11 protein-coding genes are annotated in these 15,205 nt (G+C 70.7%); 5 read left to right on the forward strand and 6 right to left on the reverse strand.

What is annotated here, in order from left to right; genetic code table 11:
* The 3 genes from VP06_RS23555 to VP06_RS23565 form a co-directional block, all read right to left on the reverse strand.
* Positions 1–1,144 (reverse strand): MFS transporter (locus tag VP06_RS23555; protein ID WP_048466236.1); only part of this gene is annotated, 1,144 nt, incomplete at its 3' end.
* Between the two features lie 87 nt (positions 1,145–1,231).
* On the reverse strand, positions 1,232–2,473 hold the full coding sequence (locus VP06_RS23560; protein WP_048466237.1) for a KpsE/RkpR family capsule polysaccharide export protein: 1,242 nt from the start codon (positions 2,471–2,473) through the stop codon (positions 1,232–1,234).
* A 100-nt stretch (positions 2,474–2,573) separates the two neighbouring features.
* Complete coding sequence (locus VP06_RS23565) at positions 2,574–3,227, reverse strand: ABC transporter ATP-binding protein (protein ID WP_048466238.1); 654 nt, start codon at positions 3,225–3,227, stop codon at positions 2,574–2,576.
* A gap of 674 nt (positions 3,228–3,901) precedes the next feature.
* Here VP06_RS23565 and VP06_RS38795 point away from each other — a divergent pair.
* Positions 3,902–3,994, forward strand: coding sequence for a hypothetical protein (locus tag VP06_RS38795; protein WP_342586841.1), 93 nt, complete (start codon positions 3,902–3,904; stop codon positions 3,992–3,994).
* A gap of 400 nt (positions 3,995–4,394) precedes the next feature.
* Here the strand turns inward: VP06_RS38795 and VP06_RS23570 are convergent, their stop codons facing one another.
* Positions 4,395–4,574 (reverse strand): hypothetical protein, encoded by a 180-nt coding sequence (locus VP06_RS23570; RefSeq protein WP_048466245.1) that lies wholly within the window; start codon positions 4,572–4,574, stop codon positions 4,395–4,397.
* Positions 4,575–4,711: 137 nt separating this feature from the next.
* Here VP06_RS23570 and VP06_RS23575 point away from each other — a divergent pair, with 137 nt between their 5' ends.
* The 3 genes from VP06_RS23575 to VP06_RS23585 are packed head-to-tail and all read left to right on the forward strand — an operon-like array spanning position 4,712 to position 9,753.
* Complete coding sequence (locus VP06_RS23575; protein WP_048466239.1) at positions 4,712–5,392, forward strand: TetR/AcrR family transcriptional regulator; 681 nt, start codon at positions 4,712–4,714, stop codon at positions 5,390–5,392.
* Positions 5,389–6,612: an efflux RND transporter periplasmic adaptor subunit gene (locus VP06_RS23580; RefSeq protein WP_048466240.1), complete on the forward strand. Its 1,224-nt coding sequence runs from the start codon at positions 5,389–5,391 to the stop codon at positions 6,610–6,612. The genes VP06_RS23575 and VP06_RS23580 overlap by 4 nt, the downstream gene beginning before the upstream one ends.
* 39 nt (positions 6,613–6,651) lie before the next feature.
* On the forward strand, positions 6,652–9,753 hold the full coding sequence (locus tag VP06_RS23585; RefSeq protein ID WP_048466241.1) for an efflux RND transporter permease subunit: 3,102 nt from the start codon (positions 6,652–6,654) through the stop codon (positions 9,751–9,753).
* A gap of 652 nt (positions 9,754–10,405) precedes the next feature.
* On the opposite strand, the gene trpE is transcribed toward VP06_RS23585, so the two are convergent.
* Together trpE and VP06_RS23595 are read right to left on the reverse strand one after the other, a co-directional pair.
* Entirely contained in the window at positions 10,406–11,920 is a 1,515-nt protein-coding gene (gene trpE, locus VP06_RS23590) for an anthranilate synthase component I (protein WP_048466242.1), read from the reverse strand.
* A 4-nt stretch (positions 11,921–11,924) separates the two neighbouring features.
* Positions 11,925–13,829 (reverse strand): peptidylprolyl isomerase, encoded by a 1,905-nt coding sequence (locus VP06_RS23595; RefSeq protein WP_048466243.1) that lies wholly within the window; start codon positions 13,827–13,829, stop codon positions 11,925–11,927.
* 181 nt (positions 13,830–14,010) lie between these two features.
* On the opposite strand from VP06_RS23595, the gene tpiA reads away from it, so the two are divergent.
* Positions 14,011–14,772, forward strand: a complete 762-nt coding sequence (gene tpiA / locus VP06_RS23600) for a triose-phosphate isomerase (protein WP_048466244.1) — start codon at positions 14,011–14,013, stop codon at positions 14,770–14,772.
* The last annotated feature ends 433 nt before the right edge of the window (positions 14,773–15,205 follow it).

The raw sequence follows: 15,205 nt of genomic DNA on the forward strand, positions 1-15,205 counted from the left end.
CCCCCCCCCCCGCCGGCACCGCCCCGATGAAGGCCGCGAGCGTGCCGGATTCGAACTCGCCGAGTTCGTTCGAGGCGCCGATGAACACGGTGTTGACCGCCGCGACCCGGCCGCGCATCGCGTCCGGCGTCTCGCCCTGGACCAGGCTCTGGCGGACATAGACGCTGACCATGTCGGCCGCCCCCGTCACGAACAGGCAGGCCATCGACAGCGGCAGCGAGGTCGAGAGGCCGAACCCCACCGTGGCGAGGCCGAACACCCCGACGGCGAGCAGCAGCCGCGGGCCGACCTGGCGGGTCAGCGGGCGCTGGGCGAGAACGATCGCGGTCGCAACCGAGCCGAGCGCCGGCATGCTGCGCAGGAGGCCGAGGCCGAGGGGGCCGACGAGCAGCACCTCCTGGGCGAAGATCGGCAGGAGCGCGGTGGCGCCGCCGAGCAGCACCGCGACGAGATCGAGGGTGATGGCGCCGAGCACCACCGGCTGCGAGCGGATGTAGGTGAGGCCGGCGAGCAAAGTGCCCCAGGTCACGGCCGGCCGGGTGGTGACGGCGGCGGGGCGCGGCCGGATGCCGATGATGCTGAGGGCCGCGAGGCCGAAGCAGGCGGCGGCGAGGCCGAACACCACTGCCGGCCCGAGCGCGTAGAGCAGGCCACCCAAGGCCGGGCCGGTGACCGACGCGCTCTGCCACAGCGAGGAGTTGAGCGCGATGGCGCTGCCGAACTGCTCGCGCGGCACGAGCGTCGGCATCAGCGCCTGGCTTGCCGGGTTGGCGAAGGCGCGGGCGGTGCCGACCAGCACCATCAGGGCATAGACCGGCCAGACCGGCGCGGTGTGGGAAACGGCGAGCCCCATCAGGCCGAGGCCGGCGAGGGCCAGGAGCCCGTAGGCCACGGCCGCGATCCGGCGCCGGTCGTAGGTATCGGCGACGTGCCCGGTGACGAGCGCCCCGAGCATTGCCGGTGCGAAGCTCGCCAGCCCGACGAAGCCGAGGGCGAGGGCGCTGCGGGTGAGGTCGTAGACGAACCACCCCACCGCCACCGCCTGCATCTGGTAGGCGAGCCCGGTGAGGAAGCGGGCGCCGCCGAAGAGCCGGAAGTCGCGGTTGCGGAAGAGCGTCCAGCCGGACGGCGCGGGGGAGAGCATGGTCGGTCCGTGCCTCGCCCGGGCGGCGAGGGTTCGAGATCGGCGCCCGCCCCGGGCCGGGGCGGTGAGAGGATCAGGCGGAGGGGATCAGGCGAGGGCCTTGCGCATCAGCACCGAGAGGCCGAAGGCCAGGGCCGAGAGGGCGATCGCAATGGTGATGGACAGCATGCGCCGCGGCTGCTGGGCCGATTCCGCCCGGACCGGCTCGACGATCATGCTGAAGAACTCGATCTGCCGGTCGGCGATCATCCGCGAGCGCTCCCGCGCGGAGATCGTCGCGGCATAGTACTTCTCGGCGTTCTTGCGCTCCGCGTCGAGTTCCTCGAACTTCGTCAGCGTGGCCGACAGCACCCGGCGCTGCTCCGGATCCTGGTTGGCCGCCTCGCGCTCGATGCGCGCGATGGTCTCGTCGAGCTGGGCGATCTGTGCCTTGAGATCCTGGATGCTGCGACTCTCGTCACGCAGGTCGCGCTGGAGCAGGCTGAGCTTCACCGCCAGGTTGATCCGCTGGGTGCGGATCTCCGCGACCATCTTCAGGTTGGTGTCGTTGGCCTTCTGGGCGTCGAGCACGCCGTCGCGGTTGCGCAGGTCTCGCACCGCGAGCTGGACCTTCATCAGCCGCTCCTCGGCGCGCTTCATCTCGCGCTCGCTCTCCGCCAGCGCGTCCTTGCGGGCCCGGTCGGTGAGCTGATTCACCATCCGCTCGCTCTCGGCGAGCACGGCCCGGTTCAGCGCCAGGGAATCGTCCGCACTGAAGGCATTGATCGCGACCGAGATCAGGCCGGACGATTCGACGCCGACCTTCACCCGATTGCCCCAGTAGCGGACGAGCTTCTCGATCGGCTTCTCGGCATCGAAGCGCGAGTAGTGGTCGATGTCGTCGCGGGAGAACATCTCCCGCAGCGGCAGGGTGCGCTCGAGCGTCTCGACCATCGTCCGGCTCTTGATGTACTCGCCGATGATCATCGAGTCCTGGGCGATCATCTGGGACGGGATGCTGGAGGTGGTACCGACCGCGTCGGGCGTCGCCTTCTCCGCCCCGCCGATCGCCGGCCGCAGGGCGAAGCGCGCCTCGGTCACGTAGCGGTCCGACAGGTAGACGCCGAAGAACAGGGCGCTGCTTAAGGACGGGAGCACGAACAGGAACAGGAACAGCAACGGGGTGATGATGTCCCGGCGCTTCTGCGCCCGGATCGTTCGGATGGTCGACTTGTTCGGGTTCGAGAAGCGCGACACCCGGGCCGCCTGCCGCAGGGCCTCGCCGATCAGCCGGGAGCGGTCGGCGGGGCTGAGCGCCTTGCCTTCCGGGTTGCGGGCGTCGATCGTCATGACAGGGGGTTCCGGCTGCGGGCGGAGCCGGGGCACGGGAGGCGCCGGCCGTCAGGGAGGTCGGGATGGGATGGCGGGACGAGGCCGGATCGCACGGCGCTCACTGGTTGAGGCGCTGATAGACCTCGATTGCGTCATTGATGTCGGGATAGATCACCGCGCGGCCATTCGCCAGCACGATCCCCTGCTGGGCGTAATCCCGGATCGTGTCCATCGAGTGGGAGCACATGATGATGTCGGCATTCGCCCGCCGCTGGCTCCACACCTCCTCGCAGCGCTTGGCGAAGCGCGCATCGCCGACCCCGGTGATCTCGTCGACGATGTAGCAATCGAACGGGATCGCCATGCTCATGCCGAAGGCGAGCCGCGCGCCCATGCCCGAGGAGTAGTTGCGGATCGGCACGTTCATGTAGTCGCCCAGTTCGGCGAAATCCTCCACGAAGGCCAGCACCCGGCGGGGATCCTCGCCGTGGATGCGGGCCACGAAGATCACGTTCTCGCGCCCCGTCATCATCGGGTGAAAGCCGCCGCCGAAGCCCAGGGGCCAGGAGATGCGCGTGGTGCGGATCACGCGGCCCCGGGTCGGCATCTCGCAGCCGGCCAGCAGCCGCAAGGTCGTCGACTTGCCGGCACCGTTGATGCCCAGGATGCCGTAGCTGACCCCGGGCTTCAGGGTCAGCGAAGCCTGGTCGAGGATGATGCGGCGGTATCCGTCCGTCTTGTAGATCTTGGTGACGTTGTCGAGGCGGATCATCGGCGGGATAGCACGCTCGAGGGGGGGCGGCCGCCCTCCGCGCAGGGAGGACCGGCCGGGAGCCTGTCCGATCATGCGCCGAGCCGGCATCCGCACGGTTAACGAGACCGACCGACGCGGCCGGCATGGTCCACGTAAGCGGAAAAAGCGGCGAATCTGAGAAGCCGGCCCTTGCTGACCCCTCGCGGGCCTTTAGCCGGTCCTTCGCCGGCCCCGACCGGCTCTCCCGACGATCGCCGGGATCTTCAGGTTATTACAAAGAAGAAGCGAGGTGTGGTGCTCAAAAAAAGGCGGATTTTTGGATTAAACACCGACCTCTCTGCTGTCCGACAAGCTCACCGCCACGCTCAGCGTCGGCGCGAGCCTGTTCGACGACCGCTACGGCCTTGCCGGCGCCAAGCCGCGGCATCTCGCGGCCGATCGACCGCTTCCCTTGATGGCAGGCTCTACCGGGCGACCTGCTGCTGCAAGTCTGCGCCAACACCGCCGAGACCACCCTGCACGCCCTCCTCGGCGCTGCCTTCATCCTGACGTTGAGCGGCGACGAGCAGGCCGTGCGGCGCAACGCCCGCTGGGCGGCGCTGATCACCACCCTCGCCAATCCGGGGGCAGCCTGATCCTGCGCCGCGGCTACAACGACTCGGCCGGAAGCACCCCAAACGGGGCGACGCGACATGGGCCTGTTGTTCTGCTGCTACCAGGCCGACATCGAAGCCGGCTTCATGGCCGTGCAGAACCGGCTCAACGGCAAGCCGCTGGAGGAATAGATCAAGCCGGTCGGTGGCGGGTGCTTCTATGCGCTGCCGGGCATGCCGGAGCCCGACGGGTTCCGGGGCAGGGGATGCCGGTGGTTGCGTGAGCGGATCCGATGCCGCTTGCGACAGGTTTACCGGCTTGCTGGCCGTCCTGCCTTGACGGTTGGAAGACTGCTGGACCATCTCGGCGGAAACGACGCCGTGGGTGTGAACTTGTCGATCATCGATCGAGCGGGCTGTCGCGCACGTGGTCTCTAACCTGGCGGCGCAATGCCGCATGGGCCAGCTCTGGTATGGGCCGGCTCCGGTCACCTTTCCTTAACCATAAAACGCTCACGATCCCCGCCCATGACAAGGCCGGGGCGCGAGCCCCGGCCTTGTCATGGGCGATCGATCGCGCGCGATTCCCGGCTCAGCCGAGATTGAGACGGTCCACCCTGGTGCCCGCTCCCCGCAGCGATTCCGGGATCGCCGCGAAATCGGCATAGCCCGCCTCGCGCGCCATCGCGTCGAGGGCCTGGGTCTCGTTCTCGGCGCCGCCGGTCCAAAGAATGGCGCCGGTCGTGACCTGCCTGACTTGGAAGATGGCCATGAACATGTCCTCCCGTTGAAGGCTGAGATTCTTGTCTTCAACGCGGTCCGGCGAGCGGAAGTTGCACGGGATCGAGCGTTGCGGGTACACCCGTTCGGGTATAGAGAATGAACGTTCATTCTCAAGGCGCCCCCCGCGTGTCCTCTCAAGCCAGCCGTTCTGACGCCAGCCGGAGCCGTCTCGATCCGGCCGAGGAGCGCCGCACCCGCATCCTCGATGCGGCGGAGGCGTGCTTCGTGCGCCACGGGTTCCACCGCGCCACGATGCACGACGTGGCGGTGGAGGCCGGCATGAGCCCCGGCAACCTCTACCGCTACTTCCCCTCGAAGGACGCGATCGTGGCCGGCCTCGCCGAACGCGACCGCGCCGCGGTGGCCGACGACTTTTCCGGCATCGAGTCGGCTCCGGATCTGATGCCGGCCTTCGCGGCCCTGGCGCGGCGCCACCTCGCCGAGGCCCCGGCCGAGAAGGCGGTGCTCTGCGTGGAGATGTGGGCCGAGGCGACCCGCAACCCCGCCATGGCGGCGATCTGCCGGGACTTCGAGCGCGAGATCTCGTCGCGCCTGTCGGGTCTCTACCGTCAGGCGCAAGGCCGCCTGGCCGCTCCGGCGCCCGGCGCCGACCCGGAGGCGTTGGCCCGCCTCGCCATGGTGATGGCCGACGGCATCATGGTCCGCCGCGCCCTCTCCCCCGATTTCGCCACCGGCCCCGTCATCGACGCCATGCTGGCCCTGATCGGGGCGGCGCTCGAGGGCCGCTTCGACCCGACCGGCACGGAGCCGGTCTCTGCCTCGACCCATCCGGAACCCGCTCGATGATCCGCTCCCATCGCCTCGCCGGCGTTCCGGCCGCTCTCCTCGTCGCCCTCGCGACGGCTGCCCCCGTCCTCGCCGCCGAGACCCTGCCCGCCGCCGGCCCCGTCATCACCGGCGCGCCCGCGCCCGCCGTCACCGTCGCGGTGGCGGCCGAGCGCGAGATCGTCGAGCGCGCCGTCGTCACCGGCACCCTGGTCCCGCGCGACGAGATCCTGGTCTCGCCCGAGATCGAGGGCTGCCGCATCACCGAGTTGCTGGTGGAGGAGGGCGACCGGGTCGCCAAGGGGGCCGTGCTGGCGCGGCTCTCCCGCGAGATGCTCGACACCCAGCTCGCCCAGAACGCCGCCGCCATCGCCCGAGCGGAGGGTGCGGTCGCCCAGGCGCGCAGCACCATCGTGCAGGCGGAGGCCGCGCAGACCGAGGCTGCCTTGTCCCTGGAGCGCGCCCAGAGTCTGATGAAGTCCGGCAACGGCACCGCCGCGGTGCTGGAGCAGCGGGAATCGGCGGCCAAGAGCGCCGAGGGTCGGCTGTCGGCCGCCCGCAACGGCCTCGCCATCGCGCAGGCCGACCTCGCCCAGGCGCGGGCGCAGCGCAGCGAACTCGACCTGAAGCTCGCCCGCACGGAGATCCGCGCACCGGAGGGCGGCATCGTCAGCCGCCGCACCGCCCGGATCGGCGCCACCGCGAGCGCCTCCGCCGAGCCGCTCTTCCGCCTGATCGCCCGCGGCGAGATCGAACTCGAAGGCGAGGTGCCGGAGACCGGCCTGGCGCGGCTTCGCGCCGGGGCCCCGGCGAGCCTCGATCTCGACACGACGGAGGGGCCGGTGGCGGTCTCGGGGAAGGTCCGCGTGGTCTATCCGGAGATCGACCGGGCGACGCGGCTCGGCAAGGTCCGGATCGCGCTCGCGGCCGATCCGCGCCTGCGAATCGGCGCCTTCGCCCGCGGCGCCGTCGAGGCGGCGCGGCGCACCGGCGTCGCGGTGCCGCTGGCCTCGGTGGTCTACGGGGCGTCGGGCCCGACCGTGCTGGTGGTCTCCGGCGAGCGGGTCGAGCTGCGCCCGATCCGCACCGGCCTTTCGGCCGGCGGCGTCATCGAGGTCCGCGACGGCGTGAAGGCCGGGGAGGCGGTGGTGGCCCGGGCGGGCAGCTTCCTGCGCGATGGTGACCGGGTGCGGCCGATCTATCCCGCCCTGCCGGCGACCGCCGAGGCCGGGCGTCCCTGACGCCCGGTTCCCCGCGACACTCCTGATCGGTCCCGACCAATGCGCCTCAACGTCTCCGCCTGGGCGATCCGCAAGCCGATCCCCTCGATCGTGCTCTTCCTGGTGCTCGGGCTGCTCGGCCTCGTGAGCTTCCGCAGCCTGCCGATCACCCGTTTCCCCAACATCGACATCCCGATCGTCTCGGTGACGGTGACCCAGGCCGGCGCCGCCCCGAGCGAGTTGCAGACCCAGGTCACCAAATGGGTCGAGGACGCGGTGGCGGGGGTGAAGGGCGTCAAGCACGTCATCTCGGCGATCACCGAGGGCACCTCGGCGACGACGATCGAGTTTCGCCTGGAGGTGAACACCGACCGGGCCGTCAACGACGTCAAGGACGCGATCGCCAAGATCCGGATGAACCTGCCACGGACGATCGACGAGCCGATCATCTCCCGGGTTGAGGTCGCCGGCCTGCCGATCATGGTCTACGGCGCCTCCGCCCCCGCGATGACGCCCGAGGACCTGTCCTGGTTCGTCGACGACGTGGTGGCGCGCCAGATCCAGGGCCTGCGCGGCGTCGGCGGGGTCGAGCGCCTCGGCGGCGTCGCCCGCGAGGTGCGGGTGACCCTCAAGCCCGACCGGCTGCTGGCGCTCGGCATCACGGCCGCCGACGTGAACCGGCAATTGCGCCTGACCTCCGCCGACATGGCCGGCGGCCGGGCCGAGATCGGCGGCCAGGAACAGTCGATCCGGACGCTGGCCGCCTCCTCGACCCTCGACACCCTGGCGGCGACCACCATCGTGCTCCCCGGCGGGCGCAAGGTGCGGCTCGACGATCTCGCCACCTTGAGCGACGGGGCCGAGGAGCCCCGCACCTTCGCGCGCCTCAACGGCGAGCCGGTCGTCGCTTTCGCGATCTCGCGGGCGAGCGGCGCCAGCGATGCCTCGGTGGGCGAGGTGGTGGCCAAGAAGATCGAGGAGCTGGGCCAGGCTTATCCGGGCGTGCGCTTCGACCGGATCGACAGCTCGGTCACCAACACGATCGGCAACTACGAATCCGCCATGCACAGCCTGATGGAAGGTGCGGCGCTGGCGGTGCTGGTGGTGTTCCTGTTCCTGCGCGACTGGCGCGCGACGCTGATCGCCGCGGTGGCCCTGCCGCTCTCGATCTTTCCGACCTTCTGGGCGATGAGCGCGATGGGCTTCTCGCTCAATGCGGTGAGCCTGCTCGCCATCACCCTCGTCACCGGCATCCTGGTCGACGACGCGATCGTGGAGATCGAGAACATCGTCCGCCATGTCCGCCTCGGCAAGTCGCCCTACCGGGCGTCGATCGAGGGCGCCGACGAGATCGGCCTCGCCGTCATCGCCATCACGGCGACTCTGGTCGCGATCTTCGCCCCCGTCTCGTTCATGGGCGGCATCGCCGGGCAGTACTTCAAGCAGTTCGGCCTCACCATCGCGGCGGCGGTGTTCATGTCGCTCCTGGTCGCCCGCCTCATCACCCCGATGATGGCGGCCTATTTCCTGCGCGATCACGGCCACCACGAGGAGCGCGAGGGCCCGGTGATGCGGGTCTACAACCGCCTCGTCCTGTGGTCGGTGCGGCACAAATTCGTGACCCTGGTGGTCGGCCTCGCGCTGTTTGCCGCTTCCATCCTCTCCACCAGCCTGCTCCCCGCCGGCTTCCTGCCCAAGGAGGACGCGGCCCGCACCCTGATGGTGGTCGAGTTGCCGCCGGGCGCGCGGCTCGCGGACACGATCGCCGTCACCGACCGGATCGCCCAGCGCATCCGCACCCTGCCGGAGGTCCGCTCCGTCTTCGTCGACGGTGGCCGCCAGCTGCCGGGCAAGAAGGAGGTGCGGCTCGCCACCCTCACCATCAACCTGACGCCGAAGAACGCGAGGGCGCGCAAGCAGGCCGACGTGGAAGCGGCGATCATGGACCTGATGCGCGACGAGCCGGACGTGCGCTACTGGTCCCTGCGCGAGGGCGGCCAGCGCGACTTCACGCTGATCGTCGCCGGCGGCGACACTGCCCAGGTGACCGAGGTCGCCGAGCGGATGCAGCGCGAGGTCGCGGCCCTGCCGAACCTCGTCAACGTGATGTCGACCGCGCCCCTCGACCGGACCGAGGTCCGCATCCGCCCCAAACCCGGCGTCGCCGCCGATCTCGGCGTCTCGACCGACACCATCGCCGAGACGGTGCGGGTCGGCACGATCGGCGACATCGGCCAGAACCTCGCCAAGTTCAACGCCACCGACCGGCAGATCCCGATCCGGGTGCAACTGCCGATGTCCCTGCGCGGCGACCTCTCGGCCCTGGAGAGCCTGAAGGTGCCGGCGAAGAACGGCGCCTCGGTGCCGCTCTCGGCGGTGGCCGATATCAGCCTCGGCCGCGGGCCGACGGCGATCGACCGCTACGACCGGGCGGTGCGCGTGGCGCTGGAAGCCAACATGCAGGGCTCGGACGCGCTGGGCGAGCAGATCAAGCTCGCGATGAACACCCCCACCGCCCGCAACCTGCCGCCCGGCATCAGCTTGCGCCAGACCGGCGACGCCGAGGTGATGGGCGAGGTGTTCGAGGGCTTCGCCATGGCGATGGGCGCCGGCCTGATGATGGTTCTGGGCGTGCTGATCCTGCTCTTCGCCTCGTTCTTCCAGCCCCTCACCATCCTGTTCTCGCTGCCGCTCTCGATCGGCGGTGCGATTCTCGGCCTCCTGATCTTCAACCGGCCGATCTCGATGCCGGTGGTGATCGGCATCCTGATGCTGATGGGCGTGGTGACCAAGAACGCCATCATGCTGGTCGATTTCGCCGTCGAGGAGATGGCCCGCGGCGTCGACCGCGTCACCGCCATCACCCAGGCCGGCGCCAAGCGCGCCCGGCCGATCGTGATGACGACGATCGCTATGGCGGCCGGCATGGTGCCGAGCGCGATGGCCCTCGGCATCGGCGGGGAGTTCCGCTCACCCATGGCAATCGCGGTGATCTCGGGGCTGATCGTCTCGACCCTGCTGTCGCTGCTCTTCGTGCCGGCGATCTTCCTCTTGATGGACGACCTGTCGCGGCTGATGGGGCGGCTGTTCGGTCGCTTCGTCGGGGCGGTGGACGAGCCGCCGGAGCATGAGGACGTGCATCGGCCGGCGCCGGCGGAGTAGGGGCTGAGCGTACTTGGCGTCGGCGATCCGGCTGGCGGACGGTCTCGGGATCGGACGCCCGTCTGAGACCATCGGCCCAAGACGCCGACGCATCGGGCCGATGAATCATCTCGAACGTTCGATGCCACGCCAGACGCTTGGCGAATAGACGCCAGTCCCTGATGAGACAGTCAGGCTCATTGCTGACGATCGTCATGAACCAGGCGAGAGGCTTGTTCCCGCGCACCATCAGCCCGAATTCGCGATGGGTGTCGATCAGATAAGGAAAATGCTCAAAGCTATTTTATGTCACTTCGTGGTTCAAGCACCGCACGGGCCCGCAGCCCGTTGATGAACTATGAAAGCTTGATCGATGAGCCGGATCGACTTGAATTCTCGCCGCACCCGATCCATCGTCCCGATCGAGCCCGGCCCCTCACCATGAGAGCGCCCCGGGACAGAGTCGGTGCGGCGGCCGCGCAGCGGAACCCGGGAGCCATGATCTCCGACGCAGCAGGAACAAGGCGGAACGCGATCCGCCTCGATCGCCGACGCCAGCCGTGTCGAATTCCGGGCGCTCGCCTGCGACAAGGCCCGACACAGACGGATGTGAGGGCGCGGAGCCGGTCTGCTCGTGGATGGCCATCGGCTCCTCTCCAGCGACGGGAGCCCGCTACTGCCCCCGCCGCGCCTGCGCGGCGAACCTGACCGCCTCTTCCGCCGCCCGGAACAACGCCTTCGCCTTGTTCACGCATTCCTGCTGCTCGGAGGCCGGGTCCGAATCGTGCACGATGCCCGCACCCGCCTGGACGTGCATGCGGCCGTCCTTGACGATGGCGGTGCGCAGCACGATGCAGGTATCCATCTGGCCGTCGGCGCCGAAATAGCCGATGCAGCCGCCATAGGGCCCGCGCTTCTCGCGCTCCAGTTCGTCGATGATCTGCATCGCCCGCACCTTCGGGGCGCCCGAGACGGTGCCGGCCGGGAATCCTGCCGCCAGAGCCGAGAGGGCGTCGTGCCGGAGATCGAGGCGGCCCTCGACATTCGACACGATGTGCATGACCTGGCTGTAGAATTCGAGGAAGAACGAATCCGTCACCCGCACGCTGCCGATCTCGGCGACGCGGCCGACGTCGTTGCGGCCGAGGTCGAGCAGCATCAGGTGCTCGGAGCGCTCCTTGGGGTCGGCCAGCAGCTCCTCGGCCAGCGCCCGATCCTCCTCCGGCGTCGCGCCGCGCCGGCGCGTGCCGGCGATCGGCCGGATCGTGACCGCGCCGTCGCGCACCCGCACCAGGATCTCGGGCGACGAGCACACGATCTGGAAGGCGCCGAAATCGAGGTAGCAGAGGAACGGCGCCGGGTTGACCCGGCGCAGCGCCCGGTAGAGCGCCAGGGCGGGGAGGGCGAAGGGCGCCTCGAAGCGCTGCGATAGCACCACCTGGAAGATGTCGCCGGCCGCGATGTACGCCTTGGCCCGCGCCACCATGCCGAGGAACTCGTCGGGCGCGATGTTCGAGACCTGGGCGGGGGCCGGGATCTCGGTCGGGCTCTGCCGTGCCTCGACCGGCAGCGGGCCTTCCAGCGCGTCGGCGGCGCGCTCCAGCCGCGCGAGCGCCGCCTCGTAGGCGGCCCGCGCGGGCAGGCCGGGGACGGGGCGGATCGGCGCCACCAGGGCGATCTCGTCGCGCACGGCGTCGAAGATCACCATCACGGTCGGGCGGACCAGGATCGCGTCCGGCACCCCGATCGGGTCGGGATGGGGCGCGTCGAGCCGCTCCATCTCCCGCACCATGTCGTAGCCGAGATAGCCGAACAGGCCGGCCGCCATCGGGGGCAGGCCGGGTTCGGGCGGGATCGCGCTCTCGGCGATCAGCGCCCGCAGGCTGTCGAGGGGCGGGGCGTCCTCGGGAGAGAAAGCCGCGAGGTCCGGCACCCGGGCGCGCTCGGCCCGGCCGCCGGCGCAGCGCCAGATCAGGTCGGGATCGAGCCCGATCATCGAGTAGCGGCCGCGCACGGCGCCGCCCTCGACCGATTCGAGCAGGAAGGCCGCGCCTTCGCGGCCGGCCTTGAGCTTCAGGAAGGCGGCGACCGGCGTCTCGAGATCGGCCACCAGGGTGGTGCGCAGGAGGACCGGGCGGCCCGATGCGTAGGCCGCCGCGGCGGCCTCGGGGGAGGGAGCGACCAGCACGGGATCAGTACTCGCCGCCGATGGCGCGGCGGAACGCGCCCTCGTTGACCGAGACGCCGGCCTGCTTCTGCACGTCGGCGATGTACTCGGCCAGGATGTCGTCGGCGAGCGCGGTGCGATACTGCTGCTCCACTGCGAGTGCACCCTGGGCGCTCGGCACGAAGGCCGGCACCGTGGCGCTCGTCACCCGGAACACCACCCGGGCGGTCTCCTCGCCGGCGGCGGTGCCGGCCTTGCCCACCGGGGTCGTGAAGACGCGGGCGACGCCCTCGGTCGAGAGGCCGTCGCGGCCGCGGCCGCGGGCGATGTCGGTGGCGGTCTTCGCGTCCTGGCCGAGGGACTTCGCCACTTCGTCGATCGCCTCGCCCTTGTCGAGCCGCTCGGTCGCCTCCCGGGCCTTGGCGGCGAGGCGCCGGGCGATCTCGTCGGCCCTCCACTGGGCCACCACAGCGTCGCGGACCTCGGCCAGCGGCTTGTCGTGGGCCGGGTCGACCTTGGTCACGTCGTACCAGACATAGCCGCCCGAACGGGTGCGCAGGGCCTCGTTGTCGGCGCCCATGTCGCTGCGGAAGATCGCCGACAGCGTCGCATCCTTGTCGGGAATGGCGTCCACCGCCTTGCCCTGAGGATCGCGCCCCTGCGCGTCGACGGCCGGCACGGTGACGAGGCTCAGGCCCTGCTCGCGGGCGATGTCGGCCAAGGGCTTGGCGCCGGCGCGCTGGTCCTCGATCGCGTCGTGGACCTTCTCGAGCCCGTCCCGGGCCTTGTCGAGGGCAACCTCCCGGCGCACCTCGGCGGCCACCTCCTCGAAGGCTTTTCGGGCGCCGGGCTGCACCGCAGTCACCCGCAGCAGCACCGTGCCGAAGCGGCCCTTGACCGGCTCGCTGACGGCGTTCGGCTCGGCCGCGAAGGCGGCGTCGGCGACCGCCGGGTCGAACAGCTCGGACTTGGCGAAGGTGCCGAGATCGAGCGCCTTGGCGTCGAGGCCGCGCTCGGTCGCGACCTGCTCGAAGGTGATCTCGCCGCTGCGCAGGCGGGCGAGCGCCGCCGCCGCGTCGGCGTCGTTCGGGAACACGATTTGCTGGATCGTGCGCTTCTCCGGGGTTCCGAAACGGCTCTTCTCGGACTCGTAGCGGGCGCGGGCCTCAGGCTCGGTCACGGCGTCGGGCTTGGCCAGGGTCGCGGGATCGAGGACGAGGAGATTCACGCTGCGGACTTCCGGCGCCCGGAACGCGCTCTTGCGCTCGTTGTAGAAGGTGGTGACCGCCTCCTCGGTCGGGGCCGGGATCTCGCCCGCGGCCGACTCCGGCAGCGTAAAATAGGCGGCGGCGCGGCGCTCGGCGGTGTAGCGGTGGATCGCCTCGCGGGCGGCCAGCGGCACCGGCAGGTCGGCGGTGATCGCCTCGGCGAGCTGGAGGCGGGCGGCGACGGCGCGCTGTTCCTGCACGAAGCCCTGCTCGGTCAGGCCGGCCTGGCGCAGGGTGTCGCGGAAGGTGCTGACGTCGAAGGCGCCGCTTGGGCCCTTGAAGGCCGGCTCTTCCTGGATCAGCCGCACCACCGCGGAATCGGGGATGCGCAGCCCGAGATCCCTGGTCTTCTGGTCGAGGGACGCCTCGGTGATGAGCTGGGACAGGACCTGCCGGTCGAGGCCGAGCGCCCGGGCCTGGTCCGGCGTGATCGGCCGGCGGCTCTGGCGCGACAGGCGCTGGATCTGGTTCTGGTAGGCGGTGCGCAGGGCCTCGGCCGGGATCGGCGTGCTGCCGACCGTCGCGACCGCGTTGCTGCCGCCGCCCCGGAAGATATCGGCGATGCCGAAGATGGCGAGGCCCGCGATCAGGAGGCCGAACACCACCGTCACCACGATCTTGCCGAGCCAGCTCTGGCTGGCGGCGCGGAACCCCTGGAGCATCGCGATCCTCAGACAAACCCATGAGGGCGCCTTCCGCGAGGGGACGCCCGGATCCGGCCGCGATACCGCATAAGCGCCGCAAGGCAAAGAGCGGCGCCGCCGCCGGTTTGCCGCCCGGCGGCGGACCTGTTACCCGGCAACGCTTGTGCATGGCACGCTCGTCGACGATCGGGGGAGACACATGACGACCGAACGGCCGCGCCCGCTGGTGGCGGGAAACTGGAAGATGAACGGCCTCACGGCCTCGCTGAAAGTGGCCGAGGCGGTCCGCGACGGCCTCGATGCCGGGCTGGCGCAGCGCATCGACGTGCTGGTCTGCCCGCCCGCGACCCTGATCGGCGCGATGGCCGCCGCGCTGAAGGGCTCCTCCGTCACGGTCGGCGGGCAGGACGTGCATGCCGAGGCGAGCGGCGCCTATACGGGCGACGTCTCGGCCGAGATGCTGGCGGATCTCGGCGCCACGGCGACCCTCGTCGGCCATTCCGAGCGCCGGGCCTATCACCACGAGACCGACGCCGACATCCGCGCCAAGGCGCTCGCCGCCCGCCGGGCCGGGCTGGTCGCGATCATCTGCGTCGGCGAAACCCGCGAGGAGCGCGAGGCCGGCCGGACCCTGGAGATCGTGCGCGGCCAGCTTGCCGGCTCGCTCCCCGATGGCACCACAGCCGCCGATACGGTGATCGCCTACGAGCCGGTCTGGGCGATCGGCACCGGGCTCACCCCCACGGCGGACGACGTCGCCGCGGTGCACGCACTGATCCGGGCGGAGCTGGAAGGCCGCCTGGGCCGGGAGGGGGCCAAGGTGCGGATCCTCTACGGCGGGTCGGTGAAGCCGTCGAACGCCGCCGAGCTGATGGGGGTGGCCAATGTCGACGGTGCGCTCGTCGGCGGGGCCAGCCTGAAGGCCGAGGACTTCTTGGGCATCGCGGCGGCGTATCGCTGAGGCATAGCCTCACCCTCATGGTCCCGGGGCCGCGCGCCGAAGCCCCGGGACGCATGACCATGCGACGGTTCCAGGCCAAGCTCAGGCGCCACGGGGCGGTGATCACGATGGGTCGATCGACCGGCGAGCGAAGGGGGCGCCCCGAGGAGGCGATGCGCTGTCGGCGCGAAGCCCCGAGGCCGCGCCTGCCAGCGCCCGGCGACAGGCAGGCGGGGCAGCGGACCGACCTCGACAGGATGGACGCCGGCCCGAGGGCGGCGAGACGGGCTGACAGGAGCGCCAATTTCGGCGACGCTGCGCCACGCCTGGCTAGGTTCTTCCGTAACCGGGGCAAATTCGCGGGCGGTCAGGCTGGGGTTGGCTGCCTGACCAGATCGGGCGAGAGGTGGGATGGGTGGCCCGTCATCCGGGATGCCAAGGCGGCCTGCCGGGG

It is taken from the genome of Methylobacterium aquaticum (assembly GCF_001043915.1).
Taxonomy (GTDB): Bacteria; Pseudomonadota; Alphaproteobacteria; order Rhizobiales; family Beijerinckiaceae; genus Methylobacterium; species Methylobacterium aquaticum.